16 protein-coding genes and 2 pseudogenes are annotated in these 16,255 nt (G+C 64.3%); 9 read left to right on the forward strand and 9 right to left on the reverse strand.

Going from position 1 to position 16,255, the window contains the following annotated elements:
• The first annotated feature begins 117 nt into the window (after positions 1–117).
• Positions 118–990, forward strand: a complete 873-nt coding sequence (locus KVG96_RS06880) for a LysR family transcriptional regulator (RefSeq protein ID WP_217891345.1) — start codon at positions 118–120, stop codon at positions 988–990.
• 103 nt (positions 991–1,093) lie between these two features.
• On the opposite strand, the gene gudD is transcribed toward KVG96_RS06880, so the two are convergent.
• Positions 1,094–2,437: a glucarate dehydratase gene (gudD, locus tag KVG96_RS06885; RefSeq protein WP_217891346.1), complete on the reverse strand. Its 1,344-nt coding sequence runs from the start codon at positions 2,435–2,437 to the stop codon at positions 1,094–1,096.
• A gap of 13 nt (positions 2,438–2,450) precedes the next feature.
• The gene (locus KVG96_RS06890) at positions 2,451–3,797 is read right to left on the reverse strand and encodes an MFS transporter (RefSeq protein WP_217891347.1); all 1,347 of its coding nucleotides are present in this window, start codon (positions 3,795–3,797) and stop codon (positions 2,451–2,453) included.
• Between the two features lie 355 nt (positions 3,798–4,152).
• Between KVG96_RS06890 and KVG96_RS06895 the strand changes: the two genes are divergently transcribed.
• A complete protein-coding gene (locus KVG96_RS06895) occupies positions 4,153–4,866 on the forward strand; it encodes a FadR/GntR family transcriptional regulator (protein WP_217891348.1) in 714 nt (237 codons plus the stop codon).
• 169 nt (positions 4,867–5,035) lie between these two features.
• Here the strand turns inward: KVG96_RS06895 and trhP are convergent, their stop codons facing one another.
• Positions 5,036–6,373, reverse strand: a complete 1,338-nt coding sequence (gene trhP / locus KVG96_RS06900) for a prephenate-dependent tRNA uridine(34) hydroxylase TrhP (protein WP_217891349.1) — start codon at positions 6,371–6,373, stop codon at positions 5,036–5,038.
• Positions 6,374–6,531: 158 nt separating this feature from the next.
• On the opposite strand from trhP, the pseudogene KVG96_RS06905 reads away from it, so the two are divergent.
• The 4 genes and pseudogenes from KVG96_RS06905 to KVG96_RS06915 all read left to right on the forward strand — a co-directional run.
• Positions 6,532–7,116 (forward strand): annotated as a pseudogene (locus KVG96_RS06905) (AI-2E family transporter); the annotation flags it as partial.
• 74 nt (positions 7,117–7,190) lie between these two features.
• Positions 7,191–7,493 carry a transposase gene (locus KVG96_RS27490; protein ID WP_225927222.1) on the forward strand — a complete coding sequence of 101 codons (303 nt, stop codon included), beginning with the start codon at positions 7,191–7,193 and terminating at the stop codon, positions 7,491–7,493.
• Positions 7,494–7,510: 17 nt separating this feature from the next.
• On the forward strand, positions 7,511–8,326 hold the full coding sequence (locus KVG96_RS06910; protein WP_264082376.1) for an IS3 family transposase: 816 nt from the start codon (positions 7,511–7,513) through the stop codon (positions 8,324–8,326).
• 24 nt (positions 8,327–8,350) lie between these two features.
• Positions 8,351–8,839: pseudogene (locus tag KVG96_RS06915) on the forward strand (AI-2E family transporter); the annotation flags it as partial.
• Here KVG96_RS06915 and KVG96_RS06920 read toward each other — a convergent pair.
• From KVG96_RS06920 to KVG96_RS06930, 3 genes are all read right to left on the reverse strand, one after another.
• Positions 8,836–9,018, reverse strand: a complete 183-nt coding sequence (locus tag KVG96_RS06920) for a hypothetical protein (RefSeq protein WP_217891350.1) — start codon at positions 9,016–9,018, stop codon at positions 8,836–8,838. The pseudogene KVG96_RS06915 and the gene KVG96_RS06920 sit on opposite strands and share 4 nt — an antisense overlap.
• Positions 9,019–9,119: 101 nt before the next feature.
• The gene (locus tag KVG96_RS06925; RefSeq protein ID WP_085579616.1) at positions 9,120–9,314 is read right to left on the reverse strand and encodes a hypothetical protein; all 195 of its coding nucleotides are present in this window, start codon (positions 9,312–9,314) and stop codon (positions 9,120–9,122) included.
• A gap of 231 nt (positions 9,315–9,545) precedes the next feature.
• Complete coding sequence (locus KVG96_RS06930; RefSeq protein ID WP_217891351.1) at positions 9,546–9,893, reverse strand: hypothetical protein; 348 nt, start codon at positions 9,891–9,893, stop codon at positions 9,546–9,548.
• A gap of 255 nt (positions 9,894–10,148) precedes the next feature.
• On the opposite strand from KVG96_RS06930, the gene KVG96_RS06935 reads away from it, so the two are divergent.
• Positions 10,149–10,967 carry a shikimate 5-dehydrogenase gene (locus KVG96_RS06935; RefSeq protein ID WP_217891352.1) on the forward strand — a complete coding sequence of 273 codons (819 nt, stop codon included), beginning with the start codon at positions 10,149–10,151 and terminating at the stop codon, positions 10,965–10,967.
• Between the two features lie 120 nt (positions 10,968–11,087).
• On the opposite strand, the gene KVG96_RS06940 is transcribed toward KVG96_RS06935, so the two are convergent.
• Entirely contained in the window at positions 11,088–11,735 is a 648-nt protein-coding gene (locus KVG96_RS06940; RefSeq protein WP_217891353.1) for a YceH family protein, read from the reverse strand.
• Between the two features lie 125 nt (positions 11,736–11,860).
• Here KVG96_RS06940 and KVG96_RS06945 point away from each other — a divergent pair, with 125 nt between their 5' ends.
• Entirely contained in the window at positions 11,861–12,370 is a 510-nt protein-coding gene (locus KVG96_RS06945) for a DUF1993 domain-containing protein (protein ID WP_217891354.1), read from the forward strand.
• A gap of 152 nt (positions 12,371–12,522) precedes the next feature.
• Here KVG96_RS06945 and sstT read toward each other — a convergent pair whose 3' ends face one another.
• Complete coding sequence (gene sstT / locus KVG96_RS06950) at positions 12,523–13,755, reverse strand: serine/threonine transporter SstT (RefSeq protein WP_217891355.1); 1,233 nt, start codon at positions 13,753–13,755, stop codon at positions 12,523–12,525.
• A gap of 338 nt (positions 13,756–14,093) precedes the next feature.
• Here sstT and KVG96_RS06955 point away from each other — a divergent pair, with 338 nt between their 5' ends.
• On the forward strand, positions 14,094–15,254 hold the full coding sequence (locus KVG96_RS06955; RefSeq protein WP_217891356.1) for an MFS transporter: 1,161 nt from the start codon (positions 14,094–14,096) through the stop codon (positions 15,252–15,254).
• Here the strand turns inward: KVG96_RS06955 and nhaR are convergent.
• On the reverse strand, positions 15,251–16,150 hold the full coding sequence (nhaR, locus tag KVG96_RS06960) for a transcriptional activator NhaR (RefSeq protein WP_217891357.1): 900 nt from the start codon (positions 16,148–16,150) through the stop codon (positions 15,251–15,253). The genes KVG96_RS06955 and nhaR overlap by 4 nt on opposite strands.
• Positions 16,151–16,255: the final 105 nt, after the last annotated feature.

Raw genomic sequence — 16,255 nt, forward strand, 5'->3', positions numbered from 1 at the left:
CACTGCGAGCGTTGTCCGTTGGGCCGGCTGATCGGCGCCGCCAAATCTAGGCAGTCCGGCGGTATTCGGCAAACGATGAAAACTCGGACGAGCCATTAGAAAGATTTGGGACGTGGCATGATTCGACCTCAATTGCCTCTGAATGCGTTGCGCGCCTTCGAAGCCTCCGCGCGTCATTTGAGCTTCACCCGCGCCGCCGTGGAGCTGTGCGTGACCCAGGCCGCCGTCAGCCATCAGGTGAAAAGCCTGGAGGCGCAGCTCGGCGTCGTTTTGTTCAAGCGTCTGCCCCGCGGGCTGATGTTGACCGGTGAGGGTGAAACCCTGTTGCCGGTGCTGACCACGTCCTTCGATCATATCGCGCAGATGCTGGAACGCCTCGCCGGCGGGCAGTACCGGGAGACGCTGACGGTCGGGGCGGTGGGCACGTTCGCCGTGGGTTGGCTGCTGCCCAGGCTGGCGGACTTTCAGGCCAAGCATCCGCTGATCGATCTGCGCCTGTCGACCCACAACAACCGGGTGGACGTGGCCGCCGAAGGGCTGGATTACGCGATCCGCTTCGGCGCGGGGGCCTGGCACGGGATCGAGGCGACCCGCCTGCTGGAGGCGCCGCTGTCGGTGCTGTGCGTGCCGGAGATCGCCCGGCAACTGCAAGCGCCGGGGGATCTGCTGCAACAGCGTTTGCTGCGTTCCTACCGCAGCGACGAATGGCCGCAATGGTTTCAGGCGGCGGGTCTGGCGACCCACGCGGCACCGCCCCAGAGCATCGTGTTCGACTCGTCGCTGGCGATGATGGACGCGGCCTTGCAGGGGAGCGGGGTGGCGCTGGCGCCGCCGCTGATGTTTGCCCGGCAATTGGCGGCGGAGGCGATCTGTCAGCCGTTCGCGATCGAGATCACCACGGGGAGCTACTGGCTGACGCGGTTGCAGTCGAAACCGGAAACCCCGGCGATGCTGGCGTTCAGGCACTGGCTGCTGCAGATGTCTGCCTGACGCCGACCCGATGCAGGAGCGAGCCCGCTCGCGATGCCGGATGTGCCGCCGCCATCGCGAGCAGGCTCGCTCCCACAGAGGGGTTGTGGTTCCGTCAGAGGACTCAGCGCACCAGGCACGGCTTCTTGTTATCGAACGCCCAACCCGGGATCAGGTACTGCATCGCCACGCTGTCGTCCCGCGCACCGAGCCCCATGCCTTTGTACAGTTCATGGGCCTTGGCCACCTGATCCATGTCCAGCTCCACGCCCAGCCCCGGCTTGTGCGGCACCTTCACGCAACCGTCGACGATCTGCAACGGTGCCTTGGTCAGGCGCTGGCCGTCCTGCCAGATCCAGTGGGTGTCGATGGCGGTGATGTCGCCCGGCGCGGCGGCGGCCACGTGGGTGAACATCGCCAGGGAAATGTCGAAGTGGTTGTTGGAGTGCGAGCCCCAGGTCAGGCCCCATTCGTGGCACATCTGCGCCACGCGCACCGATCCCTGCAGGGTCCAGAAGTGCGGGTCGGCCAGGGGGATGTCCACCGACTGCAACTGGATCGCGTGGCCCATTTCGCGCCAGTCGGTGGCGATCATGTTGGTGGCGGTCTTGAGCCCCGTGGCGCGGCGGAATTCGGCCATGACTTCGCGGCCCGAGTAGCCGTTCTCCGCGCCGCACGGATCTTCCGCGTAGGCCAGCACATGATGCTGGTCGCGGCACAGGCGGATGGCTTCCTTGAGCGACCAGGCACCGTTCGGGTCAAGGGTGATGCGCGCCTCGGGGAAACGTTCGGCCAAGGCGGTCACGGCCTCGATTTCCGCATCGCCGGCCAGCACGCCGCCCTTGAGCTTGAAGTCCTGGAAACCGTAGCGGGCGTGGGCGGCTTCGGCCAGGCGCACCACGGCGTCGGCGGTCATGGCTTGTTCATGGCGCACGCGGAACCAGTCGTTGTCGGCGTCCGGTTCGCTGCGGTAGGCCAGGTCGGTCTGCCGGCGGTCGCCGACGTAGAACAGGTAACCGAGCATCTTGACTTCGTCGCGCTGCTGGCCTTCGCCGAGCAATGCGGCCACCGGCACGTCGAGGTGTTGGCCGAGCAGGTCGAGCAGGGCGGCTTCCAGGGCAGTGACCGCGTGGATGGTGATGCGCAGGTCGAAGGTCTGCAGGCCGCGCCCGCCGGCGTCGCGTTCGGCGAAGGTCTGGCGCACCTGGTTGAGGATCTTCTGGTAGGTGCCGATCGGGCTGCCGACCACCAGGCTGCGGGCGTCTTCGAGGGTCTGGCGGATGCGTTCGCCGCCGGGCACTTCGCCGACGCCGGTGTGGCCGGCGTTGTCCTTGAGGATGACGATGTTGCGGGTGAAGAACGGTCCGTGGGCGCCGCTCAGGTTGAGCAGCATGCCGTCGTGGCCGGCCACCGGGATGACCTGCATGTCGGTGATGATCGGGGCTTTGGCGATGTCGTGTACGGTCATTTCGGGTGTCCTTTCAGGCGTGTTTCGGCGCAGCGTCGGCGGTGACGGCGGCGGGCGAGGATTGGGGGGCGGTGCGGGCGGCGAACACGATGACGGCAGCGATGACCGACGTCGCGGCCAGGCCGTAGAGCCCGCCCTGGATGGAACCGGTGTGTTCTTCCAGCAGGCCGAAGGTGGTCGGCGCCACGAAGCCACCCAGGTTGCCCACCGAGTTGATCAAGGCGATCACGGCCGCGGCGATGCGTGCGTCCAGATACGCCTGGGGGATCGGCCAGAACAGCGACGAGGCGGACTTGAAGCCCAGTGCGGCGAAGCAGATCGCGACGAAGGCGAAGACCGGCCCGCCGGTGGTGGACAGGAACATCCCCGCCGCCGCGATCAGCAGGGCTGCGGCGACCCAGGCTTGCGGGTGTTTCCATTTGGCCGAGAACGACGCGAACGCGTACATGCCGATGATCGACAGCAGCCACGGGATCGAGTTGAACAGGCCGACCTGGAAGTCGCTCATCTCGCCCATCTTCTTGATGATGCTCGGCAGCCAGAAGGTCGCGGCGTAGATGGTCAACTGGATGAAGAAGTAGATCAGGCAGAACAGGATGATCTGGCGGTCCTTGAGCAGTCGGCCCAGCGACGGCCTGACCGTGGTCGCCGCCTCCCGCGCCCGTTGCTCGTCGTCGATGGCCTTGACCAGCGCGTCCTGTTCGGCGCGGCTCAGCCATTGGGCGTCGTGGGGCTTGGCGTCGAGCCAGAACCAGACGAAGACGCACAGGCCCACCGAGAACATCCCTTCGATGAAATACATCCACTGCCAGCCGTGCAGGCCCAGGCCGCTGATCTGCAGGAGCAGGCCGGACAGCGGGCCGGATATCAACGAGGCCACCGCCGAGCCGCTGAGGAAGATCGCGATGGCCTTGCCGCGTTCGGCGGCCGGCAGCCAGCGGGTGAAGTAGTAGATCACCCCCGGAAAGAACCCGGCTTCGGCCAGGCCGAGCAGGAAACGCAGGATGTAGAAGTGGGTTTCGTTCTGGATGAACGCCATGCCGGCGGCCACCAGGCCCCAGGTGAGCATGATGCGGGTCAGCCAGATCCGTGCGCCGACCCTTTGCAGCAGCAGGTTGGAGGGGACTTCGAACAGCGCGTAACCGATGAAGAACAGGCCGGCGCCGAACCCGTAGGCTGCGGCGCCGATGCCCAGGTCGTGTTCCATGTGGGTGCGGACGAAGCCGATGTTCACCCGGTCGATGTAATTGACGATGAACATGATCACGAACAGCGGCAGGACGTGGCGTTTGACTTTGGCGATGGCCGAAGACAGCGCTGGATCGGCGGCCTCGTTCAGCCCGGCGATGGATGGTTTCACTTGGTTTTCTCCCACTCGTTATTTTTATGCGGGGTATGTCTGGGTGTTGCGTTGTTGATAGACATCATACAACTAGATTTTTTTGTCAGACAAGTTGTGCGTACCAACGAAATGATTTGATGACGGTCTGTTTTTATTCGATTTGTGGTTTTTGTGCCGTAATTGCTGAGGTTTCTGTGGTCGTGAGGCCGGTTTTGTCTATTGGGTTTGGGGAGGTGGGGAGTGAGATTTTGGCTCGGGTGAATGATTTATTTGAGTGTTGTCATACAAGTTGTGCCGTGTTGTGAGCTAAAATCCGCTCAATGCCCCGCCGCCGCAGTGCTACGATCCGCAAGCCCCGCCATTGGAACCGACCATGCAAGACGAACTCGACGCTCCCGCCCGCAAGCGCGCCCACAACCTGGCCCATGACCTGGTCGAAAAGCTGACCCAGGGCATCCTGCTCGGCCAGATGCTGCCCGGCGACAAGCTGCCGTCCGAGAATTCGATCGTCCGGGAGCATGGCGTCAGCCGCACGGTGGTGCGCGAAGCCATTTCCAAGCTGCAGGCGTCGGGGCTGGTGGAGACGCGTCACGGCATCGGCACGTTCGTGATCGAGCGGGCACCGGAGCAGGGCTTGCGGCTCAATGTCGAGACCGCGCTGGGGGTGCGCGGCATCCTCGAACTGCGCATGGGGCTGGAGACGCAGGCGGCAGCGCTGGCGGCGCAGCGCCGCAGCGAACAGCAACTGACGCAGATGCGTCAGGCCCTGGACGATTACCGGCGTCTGTTGGCCAACAACGACAGTTGCGTCGAGGCCGACCGGCGCTTCCACTTGCTGATTGCCGAGGCCACCGGCAACGTGTGCTTCACCGAAATCATGCAGCAGCTGGGGAGCGCGATGATCCCGCGCGCCCGGGTCAACGCCGCCGAGCGCGGCGCGGTGGACCTGAGCAAGCTGGGGGAGCTGGCCAGCCAGGAGCACGAGGCGATCCTCAATGCGATCAGGCGCCAGGATCCGGACGCGGCCCGGGCGGCCATGTGGCTGCACCTGACCAACAGCCGGGACCGGTTTCTGGCCCAGGGCTGAACCGGGGGAAGAGGTCGGTACGACTGACCTCTTCATCGCCTGACACACCGCCATCGCTGGCAAGCCAGCTCCCACAGGTACCTGCGGTGGCCTGCCATTTTTGCGAACGCCACCGAACCCTGTGGGAGCTGGCTTGCCAGCGATGGCGCCGGTGAGGGCGCCGTCAGGATCAGGCCGTGCCGATGTCCCGCATCAGCAGCCCGAAGCGCAGGTCCACCGCATCCGGGATCGGCAGGTACACGGTGTGTCCGTCCCCCGGTGCCACGTCGATGGCTTCGTCCTTGAGGTTGTGCAACTGGTGCAGGTCGAAATGGAAGTTGCCCTTGGGCGTCATCAGTTCCAGGTGATCGCCCAGGGCAAAGCGGTTCTTCACCTTGACCTCGGCCAGCCGGCCCCGGCGCTCGCCGGTCAGCTCGCCCACGAACTGCTGGCGCTCTGAGACCGAGCTGCCGTTCTGGTAGTTCTGGTATTCGTCATGCACATGGCGGCGCAGGAAGCCCTCGGTGTAGCCGCGTTGGGCCAGCGATTCCAGGTCGTTCATCAGGCTGCGGTCGAACTCGCGGCCGGCCACGGCGTCGTCGATGGCCCGGCGATAGACCTGGGTGGTGCGTGCGCAATAGAAGTGCGACTTGGTGCGTCCCTCGATCTTCAGCGAATGCACGCCCATGCGGGTCAGGCGCTCGACGTGCTGCACGGCGCGCAGGTCCTTGGCGTTCATGATGTAGGTGCCGTGTTCGTCCTCGAACGCCGGCATCAGTTCGCCGGGACGGTTGGCCTCCTGCAGCAGGAACACCTGTTCGGTGGGGGTGCCGAGGCCAAGGGTCGGCTGCGGTTCGCAGGTCTGCACGATTTCGCCGAGCTGGTTTTGCGTGGCCTCCTGCGCCGAGTACTTCCAGCGGCAGGCGTTGGTGCAGGTGCCCTGGTTGGCGTCGCGCTTGTTGATGTACCCCGAGAGCAGGCAGCGGCCGGAGTAGGCCATGCACAGGGCGCCGTGGACGAACACCTCCAGCTCCATGCCCGGCACCTGTCCGCGGATTTCGCCGATCTCCTCCAGGGACAGTTCGCGGGACAGGATGATCCGGCTCAGCCCTTGCTGCTGCCAGAACTCCACGCTCGCCCAGTTCACCGTGTTGGCCTGCACCGACAGGTGGATCGGCATCTGCGGGAAGTGCCGGCGCACCAGCATGATCAGGCCCGGGTCGGACATGATCAGCGCGTCCGGCGCCATCTCGATCACCGGCGCCAGATCCTTGAGGAAGGTCTTGAGCTTGGCGTTGTGCGGGGCGATGTTGACCACCACGTAGAAGCGCTTGCCCATGGCCTGGGCTTCACGGATGCCGAGGGCGAGGTTGGCGTGGTCGAATTCGTTGTTGCGCACCCGCAGGCTGTAGCGCGGCTGTCCGGCGTACACCGCATCGGCGCCGTAGGCGAAGGCGTAGCGCATGTTCTTCAGGGTGCCGGCGGGAGCCAGCAGTTCCGGGGCGGTAAGGGGCAGGGTGGCGGTCATGGCGGCATCGCTGGCAAAAGCGCGGGAGGGTAAGGCAGCGGCGACGAGGATTCATTGATCTGGATCTATGCTCCATGAACAAAAAGGGCACTTGTGCCGGCGCGGGTTGACCAAGTCCGGATGGGCGCACGGGGCGCCCCGGCCGACGTGGATCGCACATGAACCGAAAGAGCCTGCAATTCAAATCCCTCACGGTGCTGCTGGTGCTGGTGACCGTCGCCTTCATCTGGATCCTGCTGCCGTTCTACGGCGCGGTGTTCTGGGCGGTGATCCTCGCCATTCTGTTCGCGCCGATGCAGCGCCGCCTGCAGTTGCGGTTCGCGTGGCCGCGCAACCTGACGGCGTTGTGCACCTTGGGCGTTTGCCTGGTCATCGCAATTTTGCCGGTGATCGTCATCGGGATGCTGCTGGTGCAGGAAGGGGCGACGCTCTACAAAGGCATCGACAGCGGCGAGATCGACATCGGCGCCTACCTTGCGCAGTTCAAGCACAGCCTGCCGCCGTACTTCCAGCACCTGCTCGACCGCATGGGCGTCGGTGAGCTCAACGCCTTGCGCGAGAAGATCGTCAAGGCCGCGCTGCAAGGCAGCCAGGCGTTGGCGACGCAGGCGTTCAGTGTCGGCCAGGGCACGTTCGAGTTCGTGGCGGGTTTTTTCATCATGTTGTACTTGCTGTTCTTCTTTTTGCGCGACGGCGCCGAACTGGCGCGCAAGGTGCGTACGGCAATGCCGCTGGAGGAGCAGCACTGAACTGGCCTAATAATTCTGGACACCTCAATCGGGCGCTATGATGGCGCCCAAATCTGAGGTGTTTGGATATGCGTAATTCTTATTCCAGTGAGTTCAAACTCAAGGCGGCCGGCATGGTATTGGACGAGGGGCTATCGGTTCCCGAGGTCTGCTCCAGTTTGAGTGTTGGCCCTACGGCTCTGCGTCGCTGGGTTGAACAGGTTCGTCAGGAGCGCCAGGGATCGACTCCGGTCGGGGCCAAAGCGATTACTGCTGATCAGCGAGAAATCCAACAACTCAAAGCCTTGCTCAGGCAAAAAGACCGGGATATCGAAATCCTAAAAAAGGCCAGTGCTCTCCTGCTATTGGACGCCAAAGATCACTCTCGCTGATCGATGAGCTGGGTGAGCTGTACGGCGTTAACGAATGCTGCCGCGTGCTGGGAATCGGCCGCAGCAGCTTTTACGCCTGGCGTCAGCGCCAAGGCCGGGTGCGTCCCGAACGAGAAAAGCTCAAAGCCTTGCTGGTCAAGCACCACAAGGCCTCCAGGGCCTCTGCCGGTTCGCGCACCTTGGCCAAGGTGCTGCAAGCCAATGGGCATCGTGTCGGACGGTACATGGCGCGCAGCCTGATGCGAGAAGCCGGCATCGCCAGTCGGCAGCGTCGGCGTCACAAGTACAAGTCTTCGGGCGTGGAAGCGCTGGTGGCGCCGCATGTACTCAAGCGCCAGTTTGAGGTCACGGCGATCAACCAGGTGTGGTGCGGCGATGTCACGTACATCAAGGTCGGCAAGCGCTGGCTGTATTTTGCCGCGGTACTGGATCTGTTCGCCCGCCGGATTGTGGGCTGGTCGTTTTCGATGATCTCTGATGCCACGTTGACCTGCGAAGCCTTGCGGATGGCCGTCGAGCTACGGGGACACCCCAAAGATGTGCTGTTTCACTCCGACCAAGGCTGCCAGTACACCAGCCATAAGTTTAGAAGTGAGCTGCTGAAACATGGTCACCGGCAAAGCATGAGTCGTAAGGGCGAGTGCTGGGATAACGCCCCGATGGAGCGTTTCTTTGGCAGTTTGAAATCGGAGTGGGTGCCCGAAACAGGCTATGGCTCGGAGCATGAGGCCCGAGCGGATGTACAGCGCTATGTCACGCGCTACAACACCACCAGGCCTCACAGTTACAACAACTATTGGTCGCCGGTCGCGATGGAGAAACTGACGGCGTAAACCGTAATCGGTGTCCAGGATTACTTGACCAGTTCACACAAGCGCCGTCTGCAACTGAAGTTCAACCGGGTGGTGCGCGCCACGGTGAAGGGCAATCTGCTGGTGGCGGTCACGCAGGGGGCGCTGGGCGGGGCGATCTTCTGGTTCCTGGACATTCCCAGCGCGTTGCTGTGGGCGGTGCTGATGGCGTTCCTTTCGCTGTTGCCGGCGGTGGGGGCGGGCCTCGTCTGGGCGCCGGTGGCGCTGTATTTCCTGTTGAGCGCAATGATTTGGCAGGGGGTGGTGCTGGGGCTGTTCGGGGTGTTCGTGATCGGGCTGGTGGACAACCTGATGCGTCCGCTGCTGGTGGGCAAGGACACGCGCATGCCGGACTACATGATCCTGGTCTCGACGTTAGGCGGCCTGGCGGTCTTCGGCCTCAACGGCTTTGTGATCGGCCCGCTGATCGCGGCGCTGTTCATGTCGAGCTGGGCGCTGTACCTCGAGACCCGGCCGAAGGTGCAATTGCCTTAGGCGCCGAGCGGGCCGTCGAGCATGGCCCGGGACAGTGCCTGGGCGTCCGGCAGCGAACGGAGCGGGCCGCTGATCTGCTCGCCGTCGCGCACCACGTACCAGCAGGCGAGCAACCCCAAGGCCCGGAGCGAGGCGGGGACGGCGCTGCCGATGACAGACATGATTTGAACCTGAGCCATTGCCGATACCTCCATCAATCGATGGGGCTACCTTATGCAATCGCCGCCCCGGCGGAAAATCAACGCTTTCGATAGTGGACATCGACGCCGGAGGGGGCTGTTCAGTCGACCACTTGATCGAGCATGTGCACCACTTCCCGCTCGTTGAGCAGGCCCTTGCGCACCAGGTTTTCGGTCAGCAGCGAAAGGAACTTGGCGCTGCGGTGGCCTTCCAGGTGCTTGAGCTCGGTCAGGGCGCTGTAGACCTTGCTCGAGGTGCATAAACCGACGATGCGGTGCGGGTTCTGTGTGGGCATGGCTGTCGTCCTTGTTGTTTTCAACCTGTTGTTTGCGGACGGATTCAGAGTGCGGCTCCGTCATGACAAAGGGATGACCGTCGGATGACCGGGCGCTCCGGGTCTTGTCCATCATGCCGACTTTAACGGTCGGCATTGTCTTCGGAGCGACCTTGACGCGGTGTATACAGACGCGGCCGACGGACGGTCATAAAAAAGCCCCGCTCAAAAGCGGGGCTCCCAGGGGTGCGGTTACCAGCGCGGGCCGCCGTAGTAGCGCGGATGGCCGTAGTAGCCGCGGGGCGGGCCGTAGTAGACGGGGCCCGGCACGTACACCGGCTGTTGCACATACACCGGTGCCGGCTGGTAGTAGACCGGTGGCGGCGGTTGCTGGACGTACACCGGCGCCGGCTGAGCGTAAACAGGCTGTTGGACGTAGACCGGCCGATCCTGGTTGATGAGCGCCGAGCCGATGATGGCCGAGCCGACGATCGCACCGAACACCGCCGGGCCCTGCCAGCCACCGCCGTGGGCTTCTGCCTGACCTGTGACAGCGAATGCACCAATCAACAAGGCCACGATGGGGAGTTTACGAATCATGATAATTCCTCGGTTCTTCGACCCGGCGTCCGGGCCTGCAACAGGCACGGGATGGCGCGGGGATACCTCTATGACAACGAATTTCTGAAAATCAGCACGGCCGCTGGGTAAATTTTGTGTAAGGTCTGTACCGGCTCCGTTACCCGGTTCGCGGCATCGGCTGCGATGCCCGGAACAGACCGGCCCATGATCGTTCAGAACCCGGTGGCCTGGCTAACCCCGTCCATCCGAAAGTGCATTCCGAGGAGATTCTTCATGCAGATGAACCCCAACAAAGACACCCAACTGTGCATGTCCCTGTCTGGGCGTCCCGGGAACTTCGGCCTGCGTTTTCATAACCACCTGTACGAGCAGTTGGGCCTGAACTTCTATTACAAGGCGTTCAGCAGCCAGGACCTGCCGGGCGCCGTGGGCGGGATCCGCGCGCTGGGCATCCGCGGCTGCGGCGTGTCGATGCCGTTCAAGGAGGCCTGCATCGAACTGGTCGACGAGCTGGACGCGTCGGCGGCGGCGATCCAGTCGATCAACACCATCGTCAACACCCAAGGCCACCTCAAGGCTTACAACACCGACTACATCGCCATTGCGCAACTGCTGCAGACCCATGCGGTGCCCAAGGACTCGACCTTCGCCCTGCGCGGCAGCGGCGGCATGGCCAAGGCGGTGGCCAGCGCCCTGCGCGACGGCGGTTACCGCAACGGCCTGATCGTCGCCCGCAACGAACGCGCCGGGCGGGCGCTGGCCGATGCCCTGGGCTACCGCTGGGCGGCAGACCTGGGTGACGAGCGGCCGCAGATGCTGATCAACGTCACCCCCATCGGCATGACCGGCGGGCCCGAGGCTGACCAACTGGCGTTCGCGCCGCAAGCGATCCGAGCGGCGGACACGGTGTTCGATGTGGTGGCGATCCCGTCGGAAACGCCGCTGATCCTGCGTGGCCGGGCCGAGGGCAAGCGGGTGATCACCGGTCTTGAGGTGATCGCCATTCAGGCGCTGGAGCAGTTCGTGCTCTACACCGGCGTGCGGCCGACAACGGAGCAGTTCGAGGCGGCGGTGGCGTTTGCCCGCAGCTGAGATCGGCGGGGGTCTTCATCGCCCGACCTGCCGCCATCGCTTGCAGGCAAGCTCCCACAGGGTGCGGCGGTGTTCGCGGAAATGGCTGGCCACCGCAAATCCTGTGGGGGTTGGCGGCGGTTATTCCAGGCGGGCCAGGCGTTCTTCCAGTGCGGCGATCCGCGCTTCCAGCTCCTCGATGCGCTCGACCGACACACCGCCGGCCGTGCTGCGCTCTCCGGCATGCTGCCGCGCCGCGATGATCGCCTCGATGTCCGCCGGGTCGCCCAGGGCGTGGGTGTAGCGGTCTTCGCGTTGGCCGGCCTGGCGCGGAATCAGCACCGCCAGGCCGCGGGCGATCAGGCGTTCCAGCTGATGCACCACCTGTTCGGCATCTTCGAAGTCATGCATGCGGCCGCTGCGGGTCAGCAGCTCGTTGACGGTCTGCGGGCCGCGCAGAAACATCAGTCCCGTCAGCACCAATTGCGCCGGCACCAGTTCCAGCGCCTTGTCGACCTTGTGTTCCCAGCGGTCGGCGCGGCTGCCCATCACCAGCCTGGCCATGCCCTGGCTCTCGAGGGCGCGCAGGCTCTGGCCGATCTGGCCTTGGGTCAGGTTCATCACCGGTTCGCGGCTGGTCTTCTGGTTGCAGGCCAGCACGAGGGCGTTGAGGGTCAGCGGATAGGTTTCCGGGCTGGTGGCCTGCTTCTCGATCAACGAGCCCAGAATGCGGATTTCCGTGGCGTTGAGCCGCGGTTCGTCGAAAGTGGTCTCTGATTCGGTGGTCATCGCGGGCTCCCTGTGCAGTCGAAGGCGCCTAGCCTAATCCTTGCACGACAAAAGACAAGCCGCACCGGCGCAAGGCATGGCTATAATCGCCCACGTTTGACCACCCGCCACCACGCGAGACTGCCATGACCCTCTCCCTGTACGCCGCATCCGTCCCGGTTTTCCAGCAAATGCTCAACGCCCTGAGCGATGTGCTGAAAAAGGCCGAAGCCCACGCCACCGAGAAAAACATCGACCCAAACGCCTTCCTGCAGGCGCGCCTGTACCCGGACATGTTCCCGCTGGTGCGCCAGGTGCAGATCGCCGTGGACTTCGCCAAGGGCGTGTCAGCCCGCCTGGCCGAGGTCGAGCTGCCGAAGTACGACGACAGCGAAACCACCTTCGCCGAGCTGCAAGCCCTGCTGAGCAAAGTCCTGGCCTTCATCGGCGAGATCAAGCCGGAGCAGATCAACGGCAAGGAAGGCATCGAGATCGTGACCCGTCCGGGCACGCCGAAAGAGAAGCGCTTCACCGGCCAGGCCTACCTGCTGACCTACGGCCTGCCGCAGTTCTTCTTCCACGTCACCACCACTTACGCGCTGCTGCGCCACAACGGCGTGGAAGTGGGCAAGCGCGATTACATGGGCGCGTTCTAAACCGCCCGGCTTCGCAAAGCCATGAAAAAGCCCGCCAAGGCGTAAACCTTGGCGGGCTTTTTCATGCCGTTCTTCTGTAGGTGCGAGCCTGCTCGCGAAGAGGCCGGTACAGACACCGCCAGGGTGCCTGCCGGACTCCTGCAGGTTTGGCCTCAGGCCGGGCGTTGGGCCTTCTGCTCTTCGCCCAGGCAGGCGGCGGCGGTGAACAGCACGTCGGTGGAAGAGTTCAGCGCGGTCTCGGCGGAATCCTGCAGCACGCCGATGATGAAGCCCACGGCCACCACCTGCATGGCGATCTCGCTCGGGATGCCGAACAGGCTGCACGCCAGCGGGATCAGCAACAGCGAACCGCCGGCCACGCCCGAGGCGCCGCAGGCGCAGATCGCCGCGACGACGCTGAGCAGGATCGCGGTCGGGATGTCCACGGCGATGCCCAGGGTGTGCACGGCGGCCAGGCTCAGTACGGTGATGGTGATCGACGCGCCGGCCATGTTGATGGTGGCGCCGAGCGGGATCGACACCGAATAGGTGTCTTCGTGCAGGCCCAGGCGCTTGCTCAATTCCAGGTTGACCGGAATGTTGGCCGCCGAGCTGCGGGTGAAGAAAGCGGTGATGCCGCTTTCGCGCAGGCACTTGAGCGTCAGCGGATACGGGTTGCGGCGCAGTTTCCAGAACACGATCAACGGGTTCATCACCAGCGCCACGAACAGCATGCAGCCCAGCAGCACGGCCAGCAGGTGCGCATAGCCGATCAGCGCGCCGAAGCCCGAGGTCGCGAGGGTCGAGGCCACCAGGCCGAAAATGCCCAGCGGAGCGAAACGGATCACCACCCGCACGATTACGGTCACGCCGTTGGACAGATCGTCCAGCACCTGACGGGTGGTGTCGCCGGCGTGGCGGATCGCGACGCCCATGCCGATGGCCCAGGCCAGGATGCCGATGAAGTTGGCGTTCATCAGGGCGCTGACCGGGTTGTCGACCACGCTCAGCAGCAGGCTCTGCAGCACTTCGCCGATGCCGCCCGGCGCGCTCACCGCGACGTTGTCGGTGGAGAGCACCAGGCTGGACGGGAACAGCGTGCTGGCGATCACCGCCACCACGGCGGCGCCGAACGTCCCCAGCAGATAAAGGAACAGGATCGGCCGGATGTGGGTTTCCTGGCCGTGCTTGTGGTTGGCGATCGAAGCCATGACCAGCACGAACACCAGCACCGGCGCCACGGCCTTGAGGGCCGAGACGAACACTTTGCCGATGAACGCCGTGGCTTTGGCCGCTTCCGGCGCGAACAGCGCCAGGGCGATGCCGGCCGCCAGGCCGATCAGGATCTGCGTGACCAGGCTGAGGTTTTTCAGGCGGTGCAGGAGAGAAGGGGATGAAGCGGTCATTAACGGCATCTCTGAATTTTTATGGGGAAGCAGGTCGCGTGCGCGGGCGACAAGGCGGGGGCAGGCCCGGCTCACGAACCGAAAGTGTCGGCGCGCCAACGACGCCGGCAAACGGGTCGTTGAACAGGGTGTACGTTTTGCAGGGCGCGGACTTTACCACAGCGCAGGCGCCTTCCTTCAGACCTGTGACGATCCGCCGCCCGAACGGTCGGCAAGATCGGCAGCTTTGTGCAAGCCTGGGCGCAAACACTTCTGTTAACATCCGCCATCCTCATTTTCAGATTTGCCGGCGGGCCTTCGGGTCGGACGCCGGTGCCGCCGTTTCGCTGGAGTTTCCCATGCTGTTTCCGATCCTTCTGTTGTCCGCCGCCGGCTTCACGGTGCTGACCACGGAATTCATCATCGTCGGCCTGTTGCCGGCGATCGCCCGAGACCTTGAGGTCACCATCCCGCAGGCCGGGTTGCTGGTGACGCTGTTCGCCTTCACCGTGGCGATGTTCGGGCCGTTCCTGACGGCGTTCTTCGCCCGGTTCGAGCGGCGCCGGCTGTTCATCACCATCCTGATCATGTTCGGCCTGGCCAACACCCTTGCGGCCCTGGCGCCGAACATTTGGGTGATGGCCGTCGCCCGGCTGATCCCGGCGCTCGGGCTGCCGGTGTTCTGGGCCCTGGCCAGCGAAACGGCGGTGGACATCGTCGGCCCCGACCACGCCGGCCGCGCCATCGCCAAGATCGGCTTCGGCATCGTCTGCGCCACGGTGTTCGGCATTCCGGTCGGCACGCTGATTTCCGATGCGTTCGGCTGGCGCAGCGCGTTCGCCATCCTGGCGGTGATCGCGTTCGCCAAGGCGTTGCTGCTGTTCGTCTACCTGCCCAAGACCAATCTGCACCAGCATCAGGTCAGCTTCGCCTCGCAGTTCAAGATCCTGCGCAGCCCGCTGATGCTGGGCCATGTGCTGCTGTCGATCGTGGTGTTCAGCGGCATGTTCACCGCCTACACCTACCTGGCGGACATCCTGGAGCGGCTGGCCGGGTTCAACGGCACCGTGGTCGGCTGGTGCCTGATGGGCTTCGGCGCAGTGGGGCTGATCGGCAACTCGCTGGGCGGCCGCGCGGTGGACCGTCATCCGCTGGTGGCGTCGATCATGTTCTGCACCTTCATGATCGCCGGCATGGTGGCGCTGGTGCCGAACATCCATTCGCCGGTCGGGCTGGCGGCGGCGATGGGCATCTGGGGCGTGACCCAGGCGGCGCTGTTCCTGGTCAGCCACGTGCGCCTGATGAAGGCGGCGCCCGAGGCGCCGGCCTTCGCCGCGTCGCTGAACATCGCCGGGGCCAACCTGGGCATCGGCCTGGGCGCGATGGTCGGCGGCCGGGTGATCGACAGCGCGGGCCTGGGATTCGTCGGTTTCGCCGCTGCCGGCTTCATCCTGCTGTCGATCGTCCTGGCCATGGTGCTGATGGCGCTCAAGCCCCGTGAGGCCTGTGCCGAGGCCTAAAGGGCGGTGAACAGCTCGCGTCGGGCACCTTCGGTGATCGCAACGATGCCGGGGTGCTTGACCTTGCGTTCCACGGAAATCGCGTAGAACGATTCGCTCACCGCGTCGGTCTGGCCGATCGCTTCGACGCCGCACTGACGCTTCACTTCATCGGCGATCACGCTGGGGCCGATGAAGATCCCGCTGCCGGACTGGCCGAACGCCTGCATCAGTGCGCTGTCATCGAACTCGCCGACGATCCTCGGCTGGATCTGCTGTTCGGCGAACCAGCGCTGCAGGCGGCTGCGCACCACGGTTTCCGCGCCGGGAATCAACAGCGGCGCACCGTGCAGGCTGCGCGGAAAGTCCTTTCCGTACTGCGCCGCCAGTTCGGCGGTGGCGAAAAAACTGATCCCGCATTCCCCCAGTTTCTGGCTGTAGCCTTTGATGTCCAGGTGCGACGGCATCGGGCTGTCGGAAATCACCATGTCCAGCCGCTGGATCGCCAGGTCCGCCAACAGCCGTTCCAGCTTGTCCTCGCGGCAGGTGATGCGCAAAGGCTCGCTCAGTTCCATGGTCGGCGCGATCAGGCGGTAGACGATGGATTTGGGCACCACATCGGCCACGCCGACGCGGAACAGAATCTGTTGCTCATTGGGCTGGGTGCGCAGCATCCGCTCCAGCTCGCCGCCCAACTGAAACATCTGTTCGGCATAAGGCAGGGTCTGGCGCCCGGCTTCGGTGAGCTCCAGCTGACGGCCGACCCGGCGGAACAGTTCGATGCCGTAGGTCTCTTCGAGCAGGGAAATCTGCCCGCTGATGGTCTGCGGGGTCAGGTTCAACTGCTCGCAGGCGCGCACGATGCTGCCGGTCTTGGCCACCACCCAGAAGTAATGCAGTTGTCGGTAATTGAGCATGGCGTTCTTCTGTGAAATGTTTTGTTCGTAAAAACCGAAGTATAGCCGGTAAAAATACGAATTTTTCTGAAGTGTCACCTTCCCTAGAATGCCCAGCCATCGACG

The organism is Pseudomonas ekonensis (assembly GCF_019145435.1).
Taxonomy (GTDB): Bacteria; Pseudomonadota; Gammaproteobacteria; order Pseudomonadales; family Pseudomonadaceae; genus Aquipseudomonas; species Aquipseudomonas ekonensis.